Source organism: Paraplanobispora siamensis, from assembly GCF_016863175.1.
Classification (GTDB): Bacteria; Actinomycetota; Actinomycetes; order Streptosporangiales; family Streptosporangiaceae; genus Planobispora; species Planobispora siamensis.
In genome coordinates this window covers 34,836-52,688 of record NZ_BOOJ01000036.1, presented here as the reverse complement: position 1 = coordinate 52,688, position 17,853 = coordinate 34,836, and the positions used below count along the sequence as shown (strand labels likewise).

Sequence of the window (17,853 nt, the reverse complement as noted above, 5' to 3'; positions counted from 1 at the left end):
GCCGCACGCCCGGACCCGCGAGCAGGGCCGGCCGGATCACGCGCGCGGCCCGGATCCGCACGCCCGGGTCCGCGCGAGCCGTACCGGCCCTCGTCAGGTACGGCTCCGCTCCCGCGTCACTCCTTGATCTTCTTGATCTCGATCTTCTCCACGGGCTCCACCTCGCCGCAGGCCACGACCAGGTCGTCGGGGAGGGGCTTGGCGGGCTTGGCCGGCTTGGCCGGGAACGGCTTGCCCGGCTTGGCCGACCTGGCGACGACCCCGTGCTTACCGGCCTTGACCGGGACGGCCCGGGTCACTTCGAAGTCCTCCGCCCGCTTCGCGATCACCACCTCCCCCTTGTCCCTGAACTTCTTGGCCCTCAGCTTGATCTCCCTCACCTCGTCGTCGGCGAGCCTGTGTCTCGCGACGACGACGTGGCCCTCACCGCCCTCGCAGACGATGACGAAGTCCGCCTCCTCCGCGGGGACGGCGGGGGGAACCGGGGTCGTGGACGTGTCGGCGCTGGCCGCGCCGGTCATGACCGTCACCAGAGCCCCGGCGGTCACCATGGCGGCGGCGAGAATACGGATTCGCATGCGTGCTTCTCCTGAGTCGATCGGCGATTCGGTCGGGCCCCACGCTCCCTCCCGGCGCCTGAAGGGAGCCTGAAGGTCCCCGAATCCGTCTTCAGGTTGTCTTTAGGTGGCGTGCGTCAGGCTGACCGCATGCGCGTGCTGCTGATCGAGGATGAGAAGCGCCTGGCCGATCTGCTCAAGGGCGGTCTGGCCGGCGAGGGGTTCGCCGTGGACGTCGCCCACGACGGACGTGACGGATTGTGGATGGCGACCGAGAACGCCTACGACGTGATCGTTCTCGACGTCATGCTGCCCCGGATGAACGGCTACGCCGTCTGCGCCAGGCTCCGTGACGCGGAGAACTGGACGCCGATCCTGATGCTCACCGCCAAGGACGGGGTGCAGGACGAGGCCGAGGCTCTGGACACCGGGGCCGACGACTTCCTGTCCAAACCGTTCTCCTACGTCGTGCTGCTGGCCCGGCTGCGCGCCCTGGTGCGCCGGGGCGGTACGGCGCGGCCGGTCTCCATCACGGTCGGCGACCTGACCGTCGATCCCGCGGGGCTGCGGTGCCGCCGGGGGGAGACGGAGATCCCCCTCACCCCGAAGGAGTTCGCCGTCCTGCACGGCCTGGCCCGCAGGCAGGGCGAGGTGGTCTCCAAGAGCGAGCTGCTCGCCCAGGCGTGGGACTTCTCCTACGACGGCGACCCGAACATCGTCGAGGTGTACATCAGCGCGCTCCGCCGGAAGATCGACGCCCCGTTCGGCCGGTCGACCCTGGTGACCGTGCGCGGCGCCGGATACCGGCTGGAGGCCTGAGATGTCACGACTGTCAGTCCAGGTCAGGGCCACCATCGCGGCGACCGCGATCGTCGCGGTCGCGCTGGGGGCCGCCGCGGCCGTGCTGGTCGGCGTGCTCGGCGGGAGCCTGACCGACACCGCCTCCGCCGAGGCCACCCGGCGCGCCGACCTCACCGCCGACATGCTGTCCTCCGGCACGTTGATCGAGGAGAACCGGTTCGGCAGGCCCGCGGACCCCGACATCGAGATCATCAAGGAGGAGCAGGCGGCGTTCTTCGCGGGAGGGGTCGCGGTCGTCGAACGGGCCGGCGAGCCGTACGCGACCGAGCCCCGCGTCGCACGTCGGGTCCTCCCCGCGTCCGGCGCCGGGGGAGAGCCCGACGACGAACCCGGCACCGACCGGAAGCCCGGCGCGGGAGGGAGAACCGGCGTCGCATCCGACGCGGAGGGCAGGACCGGCGACGAACCCGGCGGGAAAGGCAGGCCCGCCGTGGTGCCGGGCGATCTCGTCTCCGCCGAGAAGTGGGCGCCTCCCGGCGCCTACGTCACCGCGACGCTGCCGGTCGACACCTCCGCCGGTCCGCTGCTGGTCAAGGCAAGAGCGTCCCTGGACTCCGCCCACGCCGCGCTGGCCACCCTGAAGAGCGTGCTGCTGCCCGGCATCCCCGCGCTGCTCCTGCTGGTCGCCGTCCTCACCTGGCTCGTGGTCGGCCGGGCCCTCGCCCCCGTCTCGGCGATCCGCGCCGAGGTGGCCGACATCACCGCCAGCGACCTGCACCGCCGGGTCCCGGTGCCGAGGTCGCGTGACGAGATCGCCCGGCTGGCCGAGACCATGAACCGCACCCTCGACCGGCTGGAGCTGGCCGTCAGCCGTCACAAGCGCTTCGTCGCCGACGCGGCCCACGAGTTCCGCAGTCCCCTGGCGATCCTGCGCACCCGGCTGGAGCTCGCCCCGCCCGGGCCGCTGTCCGCCGAGGCGCTGACGGACGTGGACCGGATCCAGGCGCTCACCTCCGACCTGCTGCTGCTGGCCCGCCTGGACGCCGGTGAGCCGGACCGTCACGAGGAGGTGGACCTGGGCCAGGTCGCCGCGGAGGAGGCCGCCCGTTCCCGGCCGAGATCCGAGGTGCGGGTCGGGCTGGAGGTGGCCGCCGACGTGGTGGTCCGCGGCTCGGCCGGGCAGCTGCGCCGGCTGGTGGCCAACCTCGTGGACAACGCCGTGCGGCACGCGGAGTCCGCGGTGACCGTCCGCCTGGGCGTGGACGGGCGGGAGGCCGTTCTGGAGGTGTGCGACGACGGGCCGGGCATCCCCGCCGAGCATCACGAGGCGGTCTTCGACCGCTTCACCCGGCTGGACGAGGCCAGGGACCGGGACGCGGGCGGTTCGGGGCTGGGGCTGGCGATCGCCAGGGACATCGCGGTACGGCACGGCGGCGGCCTGGCGGTCGTCGCGGGCCCTCCGGGAGCCTGCCTGCGCGCCCGCTTCCCCGTCGCCTCCGCGACGGATCGCCGCCTCCGTGACGTCCGTGACGACCGTCCCGCACCGCCCGCCGGTGAGTCGCTTCCCGCGCCCTCCCGGGACCGGCAACCGGTCCCGGCGGGTCAGGTGAGCGCGTAAACGGTCGTGACGGCGTGAGGGATCAGGTGATCGGGAGCTCGTAGACGGTCGTGCGCTGCCTGATCTCGAAACCGGCGCGGGTGTAGATGCCGAGCGCACCGGTCGCGTTGTCGGCGTCCACGGCCAGCCCGGCCCTGCGGTAACCCTGGGCGCGGAACTCGGCGAGCGCGTGGGCGATCAACGCGCTCGCCACGCCCTTGCCCCGCCACTCCCTCAGGGTGCCGATGATCTGGATCCACGCCTCGCGGACGCCCGTGGCCTGGGTGTCGGCCTCGTGATAGAGGCTGAGCAGGACGCCCACGCTCGTCCCCGAACCGTCCTGGGCCACGAAGGAGATCTCCGGCCGGAACGCCTTCATCCCGATCATGCTGCTCCGCCAGGACTCCGGCGTGTGCCGCACGCTGCCCCAGTGATCGGCGAAGGAGGCGTTGCGCACCTCGCGGACGGCGTCCTCCAGGTCGTCGCCGTAGGGCACGATCTTCAGCCCGTCCGGCGGGGCGACCCTCGGCAGCTCGGCCTCCAGGTCCCGGCCCATGTCGCAGAACCACCGGACCGGAGTCATGCCCGCCGCCTCGGCCAGCGCCTTCGCCCCGGTGTTGCGTTCGTGGGCGAAGAAGTGGATCTCCAGCGGCCGGCCGGGAAAGCGGCTCTCATGGATCGCCGGGGCGGCCCGGACGCCCCAGTCGACGACCTGACGCCCGAGGCCCCGGCGCCGGTAGGCCGGGTGCACCCCGCCCCACAGGCCCATCTGGTGGACCGGGTCGGCGTCGGCGCGGGCCATCAGCATGCCGTAGGCGACCAGCCTGCCGTCGTCCCACCCGGCCAGGGTGCCGCGCGCCAGGTCGTAGGCCGGGTTGGCGAAGTCGTCGGCGACGTCGTCGGCGTCGTAGTTCTCCCCGGTGCGGTCCTCGGCCTCCATCGCGGCCAGCAGCTCCGCCAGCGCCCCGTTGTCGCCCTGGGTCAGCGGGACCCACTCAAGTGTCATATTCCGGAGCATAAGGACCGCCCTCGCCGGATCTCGACCGGTTTTCCGGCCGCACCACGGGACGGACCCGTCCTCACGACGGCCGGCGGTGGCCCACCAGCGGCTCCCACGACCCGGGCTTCCGGCTGTCGGCCCGGAACCCGGTGAGCGGGGTCAGGGACATGCCGTCCCGGCTGATCACGACCAGCCGGTTGCGGAACCCGCCGCCCGCGCAGTCGCTTCCCTTGAGCTCGCACGCCCAAGCGATCAGATGGTCGTCGTCGGCCCAGGCGAGGAGCTGCATGATCCGGTGCCCGGCCACGGCCCGTGGCAGCGGGACCGTCCGGCCCGTCTCCGTGTCCGTCACGGCCAGAGCCGCAGGATCGTCCGCCAGCCACCGGCCGCTCGGCGACAGACCCGCTTCCTGGAAACTGCCGTTCCTCTCCTTCTCCGGGATCGGCAGCACGTTCCCTTCCAGGTCGTAGAACACCTTGCCGTCGCTGTAATCCAACCGCCATTCCCAGACCATCGTCCCGTCCGCGCTCCACCGGAAGCTCTTGCCCCGGTCCAGGGAACGACCCGTCCAGCCGACCTCGTGGAACGCGGCTCGCCCGCCCTCCACGTCCACCACCGTGAATCCGGTCCGGATGCTCTGCGCGGTCGTGGTGCCGCCTTCGGGGGGGATGGTCACGAACAGCAGAGGGTTCCAGTCGTAGTTCGTGACCAGCAGCCTCCTGCCGTCGGGAGACCAGGACACCCAGGCTGCCGGACGTTCCAGGTCGATCCACCTGACCGGTCCGCCGCGGGTGGCGACCACCCCGACCCGGCGGGCGGGCAGTTCCTCCAGGACCGCGACGGTCTCACCGCCCGGCGCCACGTCCAGCATCGCCCACGGTGCCTTCTTGTACGTGCCCGCCTCGGTGTCGTACACGAACCAGGTCCACTGCACGACCTTCGCCCCTTCGGCGACCTGCTTCTCCTTCCGGATGTGGTAGGCGTAGACGGCCCGGTCGTAGGCCGCGACCAGCTTCTCCGGCGGCCCGCCGTCCGGGTCCGCCAGGACTTCCCGGCCGGAGCCGGGATCGGTCTGGACCGTGACGGTTCTGTCGTGTTCGAGCGTCTCGATCGGCTGGGCGACCCGCTCCCTCATCCCCGGCACGACGAACACCGCGACGACGCCCGCGGTCGCCCCCGCGACCACCGCGAACGCCCTCTTCACGGCCCGCCTGCGCCTGCCCAGCGCCCGGTCCGCGAGATCCGCCGGCACCCGGGCGTCCCCCGACCACTCGCGGAGGGTCTGCCGGACGATTTCGTCGATGGTCATGCCTTCGCCTCCCCGAAGATCACGTGCGGCTCCCGCAGCTCGGGTGCGAGCGTGCGCAGCCTCGCCAGGGAGCGGTGGGTCGTGCTGCGGACGGTCCCGACGGAGCAGCCGAGGATGGCCGCCACCTCCGCCTCCGGCAGGTCCTCGTAGTAGCGCAGCACCAGCACGGACCGCTGCCGGGACGTCAGCCGCGACAGCGCCCGGCGCATCACGATCCGCAGCTCCACACCGGAGGTGGCGTCGTCCTCGCCGCGCTCGGGCGGCTCGGCGAACGTCGTCTCCCTGCGCCGCCGCCACCAGGACACCTGCTGGCGGTACATCGCCCGCCGGACGTAGGCCTCCGGCTCCTCGACCGTCCGCCACCGGGTGGCCGTCCTGGCCAGCGCGCTCTGGAGCAGGTCCTCGGCCGCGTGCTGGTCCCCGCCGGTCAGCAGGTACGCCAGGCGCATCAGGGCCGGCGAGCGCGCCGACACGAAGTCGCGGAACCGTCGCTCCTCTGCGGCGTCCACGATCACCTCCACTGTGCGGTTACGTCACTAAGACGCTCCACAGCGGATGCGGCTATGCCTCCCCTGCGGCACGGAGTTCGGCGATCCGCGCGACGATCTCCGTCACCGTCTCCGCCGGGAACGGCATCCGGGCGGGATCGCCGCCGGCGGTGAGGATCCCGGCCGCGACGACGTGGTCGGCGTGCTGGCGCCGTACGAACTCGCGGTCCACGACGGCGCCGTGACCGGGCACCACCGTCTCGCCCGGCAGGTCCAGCAGGCGCGCGAGCGTGTCCGGCCACTCCAGCGGGAACCCGTCGCCGAACTGCGGCGGCGCGCCCTCCTCGACCAGGTCGCCGGCGAAGACCACCCCCGCGCCGGGGACCTCCACCACGATGTCGTTGTCGGTGTGGCCCCGGCCGAGGTATCGCAGATGGACCGGGCGCCCGCCGAGGTCGAGGGTCACGGCGTCGGTGAACGTACGGTCCGGCGGCGTGATCTCCACCTCGGCCAGTTCCTCCGGCCCCTCGTGCAGCCACTTGCGCCGCTGCGCCTCACCGGTGGCCGCGGCCGTCTCGGCGCACCTGACGTGGCCCCAGATGTCGGCGGGCAGGAAGACCGCGTTGCCGAAGAAGTGGTCGAAGTGCGCGTGGGTGTTGACCACGGTCCAGGGCAGGGCGGTGACGGACCGGACGGCCCCGGCCAGGTCCCGGCCCTGGCGGTGGGACATGCGCGTGTCGACGACCAGGCAGCCCTCGTCCCCGACGACCAGCCCGACGTTCAGGTCGAACGACTCGTGCCGCCGGACGTAGACCCGGTCCCCGACTTCCCGCCACCGCTCATCCATGTGCCAGAGCCTGCCAGATCACGGGGGCGGCCGGGCCTCGCGGCGAGGTCACCGGGCCTTGGCGGTCAGCCTCAGGCTCGCCGTGCCGATCGTGAGGTCCAGCCCCCGCTTGGCGGTCCTGGCGGGGGCGGAGGGCCTGGCGACGAAGGTGAGCCTCACCTTGGCGCGGGGGGACAGCTCGGTGATCGTGCAGCGCACCGCCGTACCGCTGAACCGGCAGCCCTTGCTCGCCTTGACGATCTTCTGCCCGCCGAACGTCCGGCCCGCGACCTTGAGCGCCGTGATCGGCTCGGCGGTGGTGTTGGTCAGCGTGACGGTGTAGGTGTCGCGGGTGACCCGGCCCGCGGCCTTGACCTTCGAGGCCGGCCTGGCCAGGAGCCTGAGCCGGGACGGCGTGCCGTTGAAGGAGTTCTTGCCGCCGGGGGAGCCCGGCGCCTTGTCGGCCGACTGCCAGAAGGTGTACCGGGTCCAGCTCGCCGGCAGCTCCCCCGGCTCGGCACCCCACCGGGCCAGCCAGAGCGGGTTGCGGCCGAAGGCGGGGGAGTCGCCGGTGCAGGTCCGCCACCAGCTCGTGGTGGTGTAGATGATCGCGTCGCGGCCGGTCCGCTGCCGGTAGCGGCGGGTGAAGTCCCCCACCCAGTCGACCATCTGCTTGCGGTCGAGGCCGTAGCAGGAGTTGAGGCCGTTGCGGTTCCGGTAGGGGTTGTCCTCCACGTCGAGCACGCCCGGCAGGGTCCTGCCGTCGGGGCGCCAGCCGCCGCCGTTGTCCACGAAGAAGTCGGCCTGCGCGGCGCCGTCGGACTCGTGCGGCTGGGCGAAGTGGTAGGCCCCGCGGATCAGCCCGGCCTCGGCGGCGCCGCCGTACTGGGTGTCGAACCGTTCGTTCAGGTAGTCGAGCCCCTCGGAGGCGTACACGAAGGCGAACGCCGTCCCGTTGCCCGCGACGCTCCCCCAGTCGATCTCGCCGGACCAGTTGCTGACGTCCACTCCGGTGACGGCCGGGCCCGTGGAGACTCCCGCCGCGGCCACCTGAGGGGCCGCGGGTACGAGCGTCCCCACCATGACAGCGGCGACCACCGCAGAAAGACGTTTCACGTGAATCCCCCGTTCCCGCGTGACGACGGGGAAGATCCTGACGGATGCCTCCGGGGATGGCAAGGGTGCCGAGTGACGGGTGGGAAATCCCCGTGCGGCGCGAAACCCGCTCCACCAGGGGCTCCACCCTCGTGCAAGACCGCCGCGGCGGTCACTTTCTGCCGTAGGTGAGGATGACCGTGCCTTCGCGGAGGGTGCGGGTGCCCTCCAGGGTGAAGTACGTGGGGGAGAAGTCGGCGGTGAACAGGGGGATGCCGGCCCCGGCGACCACCGGATAGAGCTTGACGACGAGCGCGTCGATCTCCGGCAGCAGGGCGCCCGCCAGGCGCGAGCCGCCCGCCAGGTAGATGTCCCCGCCCTCCTCCGCCTTCATCTGCCGGACCCGGCCGACCACGTCGTCGGAGATGATCTCGACCGCGGGGTCGGGGCTCTCCGCCGTACTCGTGGAGACCACGTACTGGCGCAGGTGGGCGTAGGGACTGGTGATCCCGATCTTCAGGGCGGGCTCGTAGGTGACGCGCCCCTGCACGATGGTGTCGAAGTTCGGGTTGGGGACGTCCACGCCGAGCTGCTCGCGCACGTGCGTCGGCAGGGTGTCGGGGTAGTCCTCGGTGATGAATTCGACGACGTCCTGCGTCACCGGGAAGAAGTCGTAGCTCTCGTCGGGGGCGGCGATGAAGCCGTCGATGGTCATGCCGATGTAGTAGACGAGCTTTCGCATATCCGGTCCTTCGCTGGTCGTGGGGTCTCTTCGGGGGCTGCTCTCGGGACTGTCCGGTCAGCGGGCGCCGCCGGGCTTGGGCAGGGGCCTGGGCCGGGGAACCGAACGCGGTCGCGGGGTGCGCCGCCGGCGGTCGGGGGCGGCGGTCGTGCCGGGCGGGGCGGTCTGTACGGCGGGCCGCGCCGCGGCGGCGATCGTGACGGTGAAGGCGATCGGAGCGGTCGACTTTCCTCGCATCTTGTTACCTCTCTCAGCACTTGATGTGTAGTACTATGTTCGGAGTGGTTTGAACGTAGTACTACATCTAGAGTGGTGTCAACACCGATCCCGGGAGAAATTGCGATGCGGCAGAATCCGGCACGACGGGCGGCGCTCCTCGACGCCGCCATCGAGGTCCTGGCCCGGGAGGGAGCACGGGGCCTGACCTTCCGCGCCGTCGACGTCGAGGCGCAGGTGCCCAACGGCACGGCCTCCAACTACTTCGACAACCGCGACGACATGCTCACCCAGATCGGCTACCGCTTCTACGAGCGTCTGGAGCCCGACCCGGGCATGCTGGCCGCCGGCCTGGAGGGACCCCGCGACCGCGCCAAGGTCACCCAGCTCATGCACGACCTGGTGGACCGCATCAGCCGCTTCCGCTCCGGATACCTGGCGCTGCTGGAGCTACGGCTGGAGGCCACCCGTCGCCCGGAGCTGCGCCGCCTCCTGACCGAGCGCATCCGAGCCGACGTCGACGCCAACATCCGCTATCACACGGAGGCCGGCCTGCCCGGTGACGCGACCACCGTGATCCTGCTCTATCTGGCGCTGAACTGGCTGATCGTCGAACGGCTCACGCTGCCCGACGTCTTCCCCGAGGACCGGATCCACGACCTGGTCACCGACGTCGTCGAACGCATCCTGCCCGGCCCGGGACAATCGGCATGAGACGACTTCCCGGGAGGGCAGAGCGTGATCCGCTACACCGATGACATGAACACGATCGGGGCCGACCGGCTGCGGGGCTTCTTCGTCGGCTGGCCGAGCCCGCCGTCCGCGGACAAACACCTGGCGGTGCTGCGCGGCAGCTACCGCGCGATCGCCGCACTGGACGAGGACGGGCGCGTCGTCGGCTTCGTCAACATGATCAGCGACGGCGTGCTGACCGCGTTCATCCCGTGGCTCGAGGTCCTCCCCGAGTATCAGGGCCGGGGAATCGGCGGCGAGCTGGTACGGCGGATCCTCAAGGAGGCCGGGGACCTCTACTCCGTCGACCTCATGTGCGATCCTCCGCTCCAGCCGTACTACGAGCGTCTGGGGATGCGCCCCCTGACCGGCATGGGCCTGCGCAACCGATCGGCCCTGCAGGAGTGAGGCCCGGCCGTTCCCGCGCACGACCGGGACCTCAGGCGATCAGGAGAGGTCCTGCGGTGCCGGCACCCGCCGCCGGCGCAGAAGGGCGCGCCCGACCCATCGCAACCCCCGGAAGGAGAACCGGATCTCGCCGTCGAGCCGGTCCGGGATGTGATCGACGGTCTGCCGCCAGGCGCGATGATGGGCGACCATGGTGTGACTCCACCGAAGCGAGGGGGGACGACCCGGATGGGCCTGGAGATCGAGAGCCGACCGTCCGACTCTCCGTACATCGAGCGGGTCTGGCGGAGCACCAGCTCCGGCGTCGACCGGATGACGTCGATCGCGACGGTGCACTGGGACCTGGTCTTCTGGGAGCACCGGGGGCAGGTCAGCGTGAGCGTTCAGGGACCGGAGTCGAGGGCGAGCGCGGCCGTCGTCCCCGAGGACGCCACGTTCTTCGGGATCGTCTTCTCGCTCGGCACCTCGATGCCCCACCTCCCGGTCAACCGGCTCGTCGACGGCTCGGCGCCGATCCCCGACGCGACGCGCAGGTCGTTCTGGCTGAAGGGCTCCGCCTGGAGCCTTCCCGGCTATGACGACGCCGAGGAATTCGCACGGCGGATGGTGCGGGAGGAGATCCTCACCCGCGATCCGCTCGTCGCCGCGGTGCTCGGCGGCGCGTCTCCGGACGTGTCCGAACGCACCCTCCAGCGGCGCTTCCTGGCCTCGACCGGACTCACCCGCGGGGCCGTACGGCAGATCGACCGGGCCAGGCGGGCGGCGGCTCTGATCCGTGAAGGCGTGCCGGCCCACGATGTGATCCACCGGCTCGGATACTTCGACCAGCCGCACCTGGCGCGGTCGCTGTCCCGTTACATCGGGCGGACCGCCACGCAGTTGAGCCGCCGGGGGCCGGAGGAACCGATGTCGCTTCTGTACAAGACCTGAGCGCCCGCCTCCGCCTAACCTCCTGTTGTCCGCCTCGCGATTGCGGACCGTTTCCGTGACCCCAGCGGCCGAGGAGCAGCACAATGGGAAAGATCATCTCCAGCTTCTTCATCTCCGTGGACGGCGTGGTCGAGTCGCCGGACCAGTGGCACTTCCCGTACTGGAACGACGAGATGGGCGCCGTGGTCGAGGCGGGCATGCAGAGCGCCGCGGCGATGCTGATGGGCCGCAAGCTGTACGACGAGTGGTCCTCGTACTGGACGACGACGGACCAGGACCAGGAGGTCGCCGCGGCCCTCAACGCCACCCGCAAGTACGTCGTGTCGAACACCCTGGAGAAGGCCGACTGGAGCAACACCACCGTCATCTCCGGTGACGTCGCGACCGAGCTGCGCAAGATCAAGGAGCAGACCGACGGCGACATCCAGATGTCCGGCTCCGCGACGACCGTGCGGTGGCTGCTGGCCAACGGACTGCTCGACCAGCTGAACCTCCTCGTCCACCCGATCGTCGTCGGCCGCGGCCAGCGGCTGTTCGAGGACACCCCGACCCACCCGCTCAAGCTGGTCAACTCCGAGACGTTCCAGACCGGCGTGCTCAACCTGTCCTACGTCCCGGACGCCGGCTGACCGGCACCTGGCGGCTCCCTGGCATGTCACAGCAGGAAGATCAACTCGAAACCGATCAGCACGTCGAGCACGCCGCACCACTCGGCGTAGGAGCGGGCCACGACCCTGCCGCGGCGCAGGTGCACGAAGTCCCAGACGCCGTGCAGCAGCCATCCGGCCCCCACCACGTACCGGCCGACCTCCGGGTCGAGGGCCAGGCCGGCCAGTGCCAGCGCGCCGAAGCCGATCATGCCGATCGCCTGGAGCCTGAACTCGCCGGACCGGCGCGAGTGCTCGTCGATCACGCCCCAGACCAGCACGACCAGCGCCAGGATGAGCAGGATGGTGGACGGCGCGACGAGATCCAGCAGCCGCGCCCCGACGATGATCACCATGCCGACGCCGAGCAGCGGCCACGACAGTGCGGGCCGGCCCAGCTTGGCGACGACGAGATACAGCAGCGGCAGAGCGGGCAGGACCTGGGCGAGGCTCATCACCTCGTTGCCCGGGTCGCCGCCGCTCAACGTGAGGAGCGTCAGGCCGATCGCGACGGCGGTCGGCCAGCGGTCCTTCAGTACGTCGATCCAGCGTCTGGGGGCGGGTGCGGTGTTCGCGGCCTGCATCGGAGACCTCCTCAATACGGGGGCGAGGTATGTACGGCCTCCAGGGTCGCCGACGCCCGCCTCCTGACGGCAGTGCCGAAACCGCACGTCAGGACGTGGATGTGTCACATGATCGCGTGACATTTGTCATCACTGGAGCAGCGCGGAGCACGGCGGGCCGGGGCGGTGGATTGCTGCGACAATGGCCGCGTGCGTGACGTGCCGGTCGATCCTGGGACGGGGCTGACGAACTTCCGCCGTTACACCTGGTGGAGTCTCCTCAGCGTCACCGCGTTCTTCCTGATCTACAGCGTCGCCAGGAGCCGCGTCATGGACGCGGCGACTCCGGTCCCGGCACGGCTCGCCGCGGTGGCCGTCCTGGCGCTGACGGTGGTGGCCGTCGCCGTGTCCGTCAGCCGCCGGCTCCCGCCCGTCCCCCTCGGCTCGCCGGGCACGGATCCGGGCGGAGCGCCGCCGGTGGGATGGCTGGTGGCCGGAGGCGCGGGCGGGGTCGCATTGGGCGTGATCCTGCTCGCCCTGGGGGACTACGGGCTCTGGTCGTTCGGCCCGGCCATGACGGTCTCGATCATCGCGGCGTTCCTGCCCGGCCGGCGCCGGTGGCTGCTGATCGCCGCCACGGCGGCGGGCGCGGCCGCGCTCGGCGGGGTCGCGGCCGCGGCGTCGGGGCGGGGATCGCTGTTCGCGGCGGCGTTCCCGGCCGGGCTGGTGGTCCTCACCGGCTGGGTCACGCTCGGGATGCTGTGGGCGTGGGACGTCGCCGAGCGGCTGAACGCGGCCCGCCGGTTGTCGGCGGAGCTGGCGGTCAAGGACGAGCGGCTGCGTTTCGCCGCCGATCTGCACGACATCCAGGGCCACCACCTTCAGGTGATCGCTCTAAAGAGCGAGCTGGCGGCCCGGCTGATGGAGGCCGACCCGGTGCGGGCGGCCACGGAGATCGAGGAGATACGGCGGCTGGCCGCCGACGCGTTGCGGGACACCCGCGCCGTCGTCCAGGGATATCGCCGCGTCACCCTGGAGGAGGAGATCACGAACGCGACCAGGGTGCTCGCCGCGGCCGGCACCGACGCCCGGATGGATCTCGATCCCTCCGCCTCCGGTCTCCTCCGCGATCCGGGCCGGCACCTGCTGGGCCTGGTCATGCGGGAGGCGACCACCAACGTGCTGCGCCACAGCCGCGCGCGGCACGTCGAGGTCGGATACCGGACCGCCGACGGCCTGGCCCGCCTCACGGTGGCCAACGACGGCGCGCCCGAGGATCCCGGCACGGGGCGGGAGACCGGTCCCGGTACCGGCCTGCGGACGCTCGCCGAGCGGCTGCGGACCACCGGAGGGGAGCTGACCTGGCGGCACGACGGTGACCGCTTCGTCGTGACGGCCTGCCTGCCCGTGGAGACGCGATGATCCGGTTGCTGATCGCCGACGACGAGGACCTGATCAGGGGTGCCCTGGTGGCGCTGCTGGAGCTGGAGGAGGACCTGACCGTCGCCGCCGAGGCGGCCACCTCCACCGACGCCGTGCGCCTGGCCCGCGAGCACAGGCCCGACATCGCCGTACTGGACCTGGAGATGCCCCCGGCCGACGGCCTGCGCGCCGCGGAGGAGATCAGGGCGGAATCCCCCATCAAGATCATCCTGGTGACGCGGCACGCCCGCCCCGGAGTGCTGCGCCGCGCCTTGTCTGCGGGAGTGAGCGGGTTCGTGCCCAAGACCACCCCCGCGACGAAACTGGCGGAGATCATCCGCGACGTCGCCGCCGGACGGCGCTACGTCGACCCCGACATCGCCGCCTCGGCCCTGACCGAGGACGACTGCCCGCTCAGCGACCGGGAGCTGGAGGTGCTGCGGGCGTCCCGGACCGGAGCCTCGATCAGGGAGATAGCCGCCCAGGTCCACCTGGCACCGGGCACCGTACGCAACTATCTGTCGGCGGCCATGGCCAAACTCGGCGTCAGCTCCCGTCACGCCGCCGCCCACCGCGCCTGGGAGGAAGGCTGGATCTGAGGAACGGCGCCCCTACTCCTCCTCGGTGAACACGATCTCGCGGCGTCTGCGGATCGCCGGCAGGACGGTGATGACGAGTGCCGCCACGGTCAGGAACAGGAACACCGCGGAGATCGGGCGGGTGAGGAAGACCGACGGGTCGCCGCGGGAGATGATGAGGGCCCGGCGGAGGTTCTCCTCCAGCAGGGGGCCGAGGACGAAGCCGAGCAGGAGGGGCGCCGGCTCGCAGCCGCACTTGATCAGGATGTAGCCCAGGAGGCCGAAGAACACGATCGCGTAGACGTCGTAGGCGTTGAATCCCAGGGAGTACGTCCCGATCGAGGCGAACAGGATGATCATCGGGAAGAGCACCTGGTACGGGATCCGCAGCATGCGCACCCACATGCCGATCAGCGGCAGGTTCAGCAGCACGAGCAGCACGTTGCCGATCCACATCGACGCGATCAGGCCCCAGAACAGCGCCGGCTCGTCGGTGATGACGTTCGGGCCGGGGGTGATGCCGTGGACGATGAACGCGCCGACCATCAGCGCCATGACCGGGTGGGCGGGCAGGCCCAGGGTGAGCAGCGGGATGAACGACGTCTGGGCGGCGGCGTTGTTCGCCGACTCGGGACCGGCGACGCCCTCGATCGCGCCGTGCCCGAACTCCTCCTGCCGTCTCGATATCCGCTTCTCGACGGCGTAGGAGGTGAACGAGGCCAGCACGTGGCCGCCGCCGGGCAGGACGCCGAGCGCGGAGCCGAGACCGGTGCCCCGCAGGATCGGGGCGACGATCCGGCGGCGGTCCTCGCGGGTGGGCCAGAGGTTGCGCACCTTGCTGACGACCACCGTGCGGGCCCGCTCGTTCTCCAGGTTGCGCAGGATCTCGGCCATCCCGAACATGCCGACGGCGAGGGAGACGAAGTCGATGCCGCCGTACAGCTCGCGCTGGCCGAACACGAACCGGGGCGTGCCGGTGTAGATGTCCTGGCCGACCGTGCCGAGCAGGACGCCGAGCGCGATCATCGCCAGCGCCTTGAGCGTCGAGCCGCGCGCCAGCGCGATCGACACGATCAGGCCGAACAGCACCAGCGAGAAGTACTCGGCCGGGCCGAACCGCAACGCGACACGCGCCAGCGGCGGGGCCGCGACGGCCAGCACGACGGTGGCCGCCGTACCCGCGACGAACGATCCGATCGCGGCGGTGGCCAGCGCCGGGCCCGCCCTGCCCTGCCGGGCCATCTCGTGCCCGTCCAGCGCGGTGACCGCCGCCGACGACTCACCGGGCAGGTTGATCAGGATGGCGGTCGTCGAGCCGCCGTACTGCGCGCCGTAGTAGATGCCGGCCAACATGATCAGCGCCGTCACCGGTTCGAAGTTGAACGTGATCGGCAGCAGCATCGCCACCGTCGCCGTCGGCCCGATGCCCGGCAGCACGCCGACCGCCGTCCCGAGCAGCACCCCCACGAAGCAGTAGAGGACGTTCTGGATCAGGAGTGCGGTCGAGAAACCCAGCGCGAGGTTGTCGAGAAGTTCCATGCCTCAGTCCGGATGCCGCGTCAGAATCCCAGCCACGGGCCCCACAGCGGGATCCGCAGCTGAAGCCCGACGACGAAGATGAGCGTGGCGGCCACGGTCAGCCCGAGGGTCACGGCCGCGACCGTGAGCGGCCGTACGCGCGAGCTCGCCAGCGTGGTGAGCAGGGTGGTCACCGCCGAGGCCGGGACGAACCCGAGACCCCGGACGGTGAATCCGAAGAACAGGACCGCGAGCGAGATCAGGACGACCGCGCGCCAGGGGATCGGCCCGAACGAGATCACCTCGCCGGCGACGAGTCCCTTGACGACGATCGCCAGGCCCAGTGCGGCCAGGATCGCGCCGACCAGCAGCGGGAAGGCGCCGGGGCCCATCCGCAGCGGGGTGCCCAGCTCGTAGCCGAGCGACCCCGCCACGAAGGCGCCACCGATCAGGACGAAGATCCCTCCGGCCAGGACGTCCGGGAAGGACCGGCGGCGTTCCACCTCAGGAGGCCTGGACGCCGGCGTCGGAGATGACCTTCGCCCAGGTGGCGAGCTCCGCTTCGAGCTTGGCCCGGTGCGCCTGCGGGGTCGCGTCCTCGGCGGGGACCGGCGCGGTGCCGAGCTTGGCCATCTGGTCGATGACCTTCTGGTCGGCCAGCGCCGTCTTCAGCGCGTCGGTCAGCTTCTGGACGACGTCCTGCGGCGTGCCCTTCGGGACGTAGAGGCCGTGCCACACGCTGACCTGGAGCTTGGGCAGCCCGGCCTCGGTCGTGGTGGGCAGGTCGGGCAGGCTCTTCACCCGCTCCGGCGTGGTGACCGCGTACGCCTTCACCTCGCCCGCGGTGATCTGGCCGCTGGTGTTGGTCGTCTGGTCGCACATGAAGTCGACCTGGCCGCCGACGAGGTCGGTCAGCGCGGGGCCGGTGCCCTCGTACGGGACCTCCTGGAGCTTGACCCCGGCGGCGGTCTGGAACAGCAGGCCGCACAGGTGGGACGCGGCGCCGATGCCGGCGTTGGCCAGCGTGACCTTGTCGGCGTTCGCCTTCACGTGGGTCACGAGGTCCTGGAGGGTCGCGGGCTGGAAGTCCTTGCGGGCGACGATCGTCATCGGCACCTCGGTGACGAGCCCGACCGTCTCGAAGTCCTCCAGCGGCTTGTAGCCCAGGTCCTTGTACAGGGCGGGCGCCGTCGACATGCCGATGTGGTGCATGAGCACGGTGTAGCCGTCGGGCTCGGCCTGCGCGACCTCGCCGGCGCCGACCGTGCCGCCCGCGCCCTCGACGTTCTGCACGACGATCTTCGTGCCGAGCTTGGCGGCCATCGGATCGGCGATCATGCGGGTGACGGTGTCCGTCGGGCCGCCCGCGCTGAACGGCACGACGATCGTGATGTTCTTGTCGGGGTAACCTCCGGAGTCGCCTGCGCCGGTGGCGCCGCCGGTGGTGCCGCCGTCGCCGGAACAGGCGGCGAGGAGCGAGACGACGCCGATCGCGACGACCATCTGCGCGGCGGCCCGGTACCTGCTGATCGTTCTCATGTCGCGGCCTCCTCGTCAGCGCATGCGCGTTCGTAGGTGAGTGCTCGGCCCCGATCCCGATCCCGGTCCCGGTCCCGGTCGGCAGGAACGCGGATGGTGTCAGGGTAATCCCATGGAAGGCACCGTCCACGTCAGAGAAATCCCAAGAATCAAGAGCTAACACAAGCGTTGATACGGGACGTACAATCCGCCGGTATGCGGATCACCATCGTTGAGGATGACGACCGCGTGGCGCGGGGTCTGGTGACCGTCCTGGCCCAGGCGGGCTTCGAGGTCCACCGCGTCGCCACCGCCGCGGAGGCCGTACGGGCCGCCCCGTCCGATGTGGTCCTCGTCGACCTGAACCTGCCCGACGGCGACGGGATCGACGTGATCCGCAGGCTGCGCGACCGGCCGGAGACCGCCGTCATCGCCGTGACGGCACGGTCGGAGGAGCACGAGCGGGTCCTCGGCCTGCGCGTCGGCGCCGACGACTACATCGTCAAGCCCTTCGGCGTCTCGGAGCTGCTGGCCCGGATCGACGCCGTGCTGCGGCGCACCCGGGCGGCCCGCGCCGTGAGCCACCCGGACGAACCGCTCGTCCTCGGCCCGATGCGGATCGGCGTCGGCACCCGCGAGGTCACCGTCGGCGGTGATCCCGTGACGCTGACCCGCAAGGAGTTCGAGCTGCTCCTGCTGCTGGCCCGGCGGGCGCCGGACGTGGTGAGCCGCGACGTCATCCTCGACCAGATCTGGGGCGCGACCTGGGAACCGTCGAGCCGCACCCTGGACACCCACATCGCGGCGTTACGGCAGAAGATCGGGCCCGCCGTGCTCATCCGCACGATCCACGGGGTCGGCTATCGGCTCCTGGCCGACCAGCCGGAGCTGATCGGCTGAGGCGCC

22 protein-coding genes are annotated in these 17,853 nt (G+C 71.3%); 9 read left to right on the top strand and 13 right to left on the bottom strand.

What is annotated here, in order from left to right; genetic code table 11:
• Window positions 1–116: 116 nt before the first annotated feature.
• The gene (locus Psi01_RS22035) at window positions 117–578 is read right to left on the bottom strand and encodes a hypothetical protein (RefSeq protein WP_204065968.1); all 462 of its coding nucleotides are present in this window, start codon (window positions 576–578) and stop codon (window positions 117–119) included.
• A gap of 129 nt (window positions 579–707) precedes the next feature.
• Between Psi01_RS22035 and Psi01_RS22030 the strand changes: the two genes are divergently transcribed.
• Together Psi01_RS22030 and Psi01_RS22025 are read left to right on the top strand one after the other, a co-directional pair.
• Window positions 708–1,376 carry a response regulator transcription factor gene (locus tag Psi01_RS22030; RefSeq protein WP_204065967.1) on the top strand — a complete coding sequence of 223 codons (669 nt, stop codon included), beginning with the start codon at window positions 708–710 and terminating at the stop codon, window positions 1,374–1,376.
• Between the two features lies 1 nt (window position 1,377).
• A complete protein-coding gene (locus Psi01_RS22025) occupies window positions 1,378–2,976 on the top strand; it encodes a sensor histidine kinase (RefSeq protein WP_204065966.1) in 1,599 nt (532 codons plus the stop codon).
• A gap of 22 nt (window positions 2,977–2,998) precedes the next feature.
• Here Psi01_RS22025 and Psi01_RS22020 read toward each other — a convergent pair whose 3' ends face one another.
• The 7 genes from Psi01_RS22020 to Psi01_RS21990 all read right to left on the bottom strand — a co-directional run bounded on the left by Psi01_RS22020 (window position 2,999) and on the right by Psi01_RS21990 (window position 8,652).
• Entirely contained in the window at window positions 2,999–3,961 is a 963-nt protein-coding gene (locus tag Psi01_RS22020; RefSeq protein ID WP_204065965.1) for a GNAT family N-acetyltransferase, read from the bottom strand.
• A 73-nt stretch (window positions 3,962–4,034) separates the two neighbouring features.
• Window positions 4,035–5,264, bottom strand: coding sequence for a hypothetical protein (locus Psi01_RS22015; RefSeq protein ID WP_204065964.1), 1,230 nt, complete (start codon window positions 5,262–5,264; stop codon window positions 4,035–4,037).
• Entirely contained in the window at window positions 5,261–5,773 is a 513-nt protein-coding gene (locus tag Psi01_RS22010; protein WP_204065963.1) for a SigE family RNA polymerase sigma factor, read from the bottom strand. The genes Psi01_RS22015 and Psi01_RS22010 overlap by 4 nt, the downstream gene beginning before the upstream one ends.
• A gap of 52 nt (window positions 5,774–5,825) precedes the next feature.
• The gene (locus tag Psi01_RS22005) at window positions 5,826–6,599 is read right to left on the bottom strand and encodes an MBL fold metallo-hydrolase (RefSeq protein WP_204065962.1); all 774 of its coding nucleotides are present in this window, start codon (window positions 6,597–6,599) and stop codon (window positions 5,826–5,828) included.
• 48 nt (window positions 6,600–6,647) lie between these two features.
• Complete coding sequence (locus tag Psi01_RS22000) at window positions 6,648–7,694, bottom strand: lysozyme (protein WP_239127918.1); 1,047 nt, start codon at window positions 7,692–7,694, stop codon at window positions 6,648–6,650.
• 151 nt (window positions 7,695–7,845) lie between these two features.
• On the bottom strand, window positions 7,846–8,415 hold the full coding sequence (locus tag Psi01_RS21995; protein WP_204065961.1) for a dihydrofolate reductase family protein: 570 nt from the start codon (window positions 8,413–8,415) through the stop codon (window positions 7,846–7,848).
• 57 nt (window positions 8,416–8,472) lie between these two features.
• Window positions 8,473–8,652 carry a hypothetical protein gene (locus Psi01_RS21990; RefSeq protein ID WP_204065960.1) on the bottom strand — a complete coding sequence of 60 codons (180 nt, stop codon included), beginning with the start codon at window positions 8,650–8,652 and terminating at the stop codon, window positions 8,473–8,475.
• Between the two features lie 105 nt (window positions 8,653–8,757).
• On the opposite strand from Psi01_RS21990, the gene Psi01_RS21985 reads away from it, so the two are divergent.
• Both Psi01_RS21985 and Psi01_RS21980 read left to right on the top strand, forming a co-directional pair.
• The gene (locus tag Psi01_RS21985) at window positions 8,758–9,345 is read left to right on the top strand and encodes a TetR/AcrR family transcriptional regulator (protein WP_204065959.1); all 588 of its coding nucleotides are present in this window, start codon (window positions 8,758–8,760) and stop codon (window positions 9,343–9,345) included.
• Window positions 9,346–9,369: 24 nt separating this feature from the next.
• Window positions 9,370–9,771 carry a GNAT family N-acetyltransferase gene (locus Psi01_RS21980; RefSeq protein ID WP_239127917.1) on the top strand — a complete coding sequence of 134 codons (402 nt, stop codon included), beginning with the start codon at window positions 9,370–9,372 and terminating at the stop codon, window positions 9,769–9,771.
• Between the two features lie 39 nt (window positions 9,772–9,810).
• Here the strand turns inward: Psi01_RS21980 and Psi01_RS21975 are convergent, their stop codons facing one another.
• Window positions 9,811–9,963 carry a hypothetical protein gene (locus Psi01_RS21975; RefSeq protein ID WP_204065958.1) on the bottom strand — a complete coding sequence of 51 codons (153 nt, stop codon included), beginning with the start codon at window positions 9,961–9,963 and terminating at the stop codon, window positions 9,811–9,813.
• Window positions 9,964–9,999: 36 nt separating this feature from the next.
• On the opposite strand from Psi01_RS21975, the gene Psi01_RS21970 reads away from it, so the two are divergent.
• Together Psi01_RS21970 and Psi01_RS21965 are read left to right on the top strand one after the other, a co-directional pair.
• On the top strand, window positions 10,000–10,701 hold the full coding sequence (locus Psi01_RS21970; RefSeq protein WP_204065957.1) for a helix-turn-helix domain-containing protein: 702 nt from the start codon (window positions 10,000–10,002) through the stop codon (window positions 10,699–10,701).
• Window positions 10,702–10,784: 83 nt separating this feature from the next.
• Entirely contained in the window at window positions 10,785–11,330 is a 546-nt protein-coding gene (locus tag Psi01_RS21965) for a dihydrofolate reductase family protein (RefSeq protein WP_204065956.1), read from the top strand.
• 26 nt (window positions 11,331–11,356) lie between these two features.
• Here Psi01_RS21965 and Psi01_RS21960 read toward each other — a convergent pair whose 3' ends face one another.
• A complete protein-coding gene (locus Psi01_RS21960; RefSeq protein WP_204065955.1) occupies window positions 11,357–11,932 on the bottom strand; it encodes a hypothetical protein in 576 nt (191 codons plus the stop codon).
• Between the two features lie 189 nt (window positions 11,933–12,121).
• Between Psi01_RS21960 and Psi01_RS21955 the strand changes: the two genes are divergently transcribed.
• Together Psi01_RS21955 and Psi01_RS21950 are read left to right on the top strand one after the other, a co-directional pair.
• Window positions 12,122–13,333: a sensor histidine kinase gene (locus tag Psi01_RS21955; protein ID WP_204065954.1), complete on the top strand. Its 1,212-nt coding sequence runs from the start codon at window positions 12,122–12,124 to the stop codon at window positions 13,331–13,333.
• The gene (locus Psi01_RS21950) at window positions 13,330–13,932 is read left to right on the top strand and encodes a response regulator transcription factor (RefSeq protein WP_204065953.1); all 603 of its coding nucleotides are present in this window, start codon (window positions 13,330–13,332) and stop codon (window positions 13,930–13,932) included. Before Psi01_RS21955 ends, Psi01_RS21950 begins: the two co-directional genes overlap by 4 nt.
• 12 nt (window positions 13,933–13,944) lie before the next feature.
• On the opposite strand, the gene Psi01_RS21945 is transcribed toward Psi01_RS21950, so the two are convergent.
• Genes Psi01_RS21945 through Psi01_RS21935 form a run of 3 tightly spaced genes read right to left on the bottom strand, consistent with a single transcriptional unit; the run spans window position 13,945 to window position 16,968 of the window.
• Window positions 13,945–15,450 (bottom strand): tripartite tricarboxylate transporter permease, encoded by a 1,506-nt coding sequence (locus tag Psi01_RS21945; RefSeq protein WP_204065952.1) that lies wholly within the window; start codon window positions 15,448–15,450, stop codon window positions 13,945–13,947.
• A gap of 20 nt (window positions 15,451–15,470) precedes the next feature.
• Window positions 15,471–15,932 (bottom strand): tripartite tricarboxylate transporter TctB family protein, encoded by a 462-nt coding sequence (locus Psi01_RS21940; protein WP_204065951.1) that lies wholly within the window; start codon window positions 15,930–15,932, stop codon window positions 15,471–15,473.
• A 1-nt stretch (window position 15,933) separates the two neighbouring features.
• Window positions 15,934–16,968, bottom strand: a complete 1,035-nt coding sequence (locus Psi01_RS21935) for a tripartite tricarboxylate transporter substrate-binding protein (RefSeq protein ID WP_204065950.1) — start codon at window positions 16,966–16,968, stop codon at window positions 15,934–15,936.
• A 195-nt stretch (window positions 16,969–17,163) separates the two neighbouring features.
• On the opposite strand from Psi01_RS21935, the gene Psi01_RS21930 reads away from it, so the two are divergent.
• Entirely contained in the window at window positions 17,164–17,847 is a 684-nt protein-coding gene (locus tag Psi01_RS21930) for a response regulator transcription factor (protein WP_204065949.1), read from the top strand.
• Window positions 17,848–17,853: the final 6 nt, after the last annotated feature.

Coding starts and splice junctions, on each gene's coding strand:
- Psi01_RS22035 (WP_204065968.1), bottom strand. CDS start 578: ATGCGAATCCGTATTCTCGCCGCCGCCATGGTGACCGCCGGGGCTCTG.
- Psi01_RS22030 (WP_204065967.1), top strand. CDS start 708: ATGCGCGTGCTGCTGATCGAGGATGAGAAGCGCCTGGCCGATCTGCTC.
- Psi01_RS22025 (WP_204065966.1), top strand. CDS start 1,378: ATGTCACGACTGTCAGTCCAGGTCAGGGCCACCATCGCGGCGACCGCG.
- Psi01_RS22020 (WP_204065965.1), bottom strand. CDS start 3,961: ATGACACTTGAGTGGGTCCCGCTGACCCAGGGCGACAACGGGGCGCTG.
- Psi01_RS22015 (WP_204065964.1), bottom strand. CDS start 5,264: ATGACCATCGACGAAATCGTCCGGCAGACCCTCCGCGAGTGGTCGGGG.
- Psi01_RS22005 (WP_204065962.1), bottom strand. CDS start 6,599: ATGGATGAGCGGTGGCGGGAAGTCGGGGACCGGGTCTACGTCCGGCGG.
- Psi01_RS21995 (WP_204065961.1), bottom strand. CDS start 8,415: ATGCGAAAGCTCGTCTACTACATCGGCATGACCATCGACGGCTTCATC.
- Psi01_RS21990 (WP_204065960.1), bottom strand. CDS start 8,652: ATGCGAGGAAAGTCGACCGCTCCGATCGCCTTCACCGTCACGATCGCC.
- Psi01_RS21985 (WP_204065959.1), top strand. CDS start 8,758: ATGCGGCAGAATCCGGCACGACGGGCGGCGCTCCTCGACGCCGCCATC.
- Psi01_RS21975 (WP_204065958.1), bottom strand. CDS start 9,963: ATGGTCGCCCATCATCGCGCCTGGCGGCAGACCGTCGATCACATCCCG.
- Psi01_RS21970 (WP_204065957.1), top strand. CDS start 10,000: ATGGGCCTGGAGATCGAGAGCCGACCGTCCGACTCTCCGTACATCGAG.
- Psi01_RS21965 (WP_204065956.1), top strand. CDS start 10,785: ATGGGAAAGATCATCTCCAGCTTCTTCATCTCCGTGGACGGCGTGGTC.
- Psi01_RS21960 (WP_204065955.1), bottom strand. CDS start 11,932: ATGCAGGCCGCGAACACCGCACCCGCCCCCAGACGCTGGATCGACGTA.
- Psi01_RS21950 (WP_204065953.1), top strand. CDS start 13,330: ATGATCCGGTTGCTGATCGCCGACGACGAGGACCTGATCAGGGGTGCC.
- Psi01_RS21945 (WP_204065952.1), bottom strand. CDS start 15,450: ATGGAACTTCTCGACAACCTCGCGCTGGGTTTCTCGACCGCACTCCTG.
- Psi01_RS21935 (WP_204065950.1), bottom strand. CDS start 16,968: ATGAGAACGATCAGCAGGTACCGGGCCGCCGCGCAGATGGTCGTCGCG.
- Psi01_RS21930 (WP_204065949.1), top strand. CDS start 17,164: ATGCGGATCACCATCGTTGAGGATGACGACCGCGTGGCGCGGGGTCTG.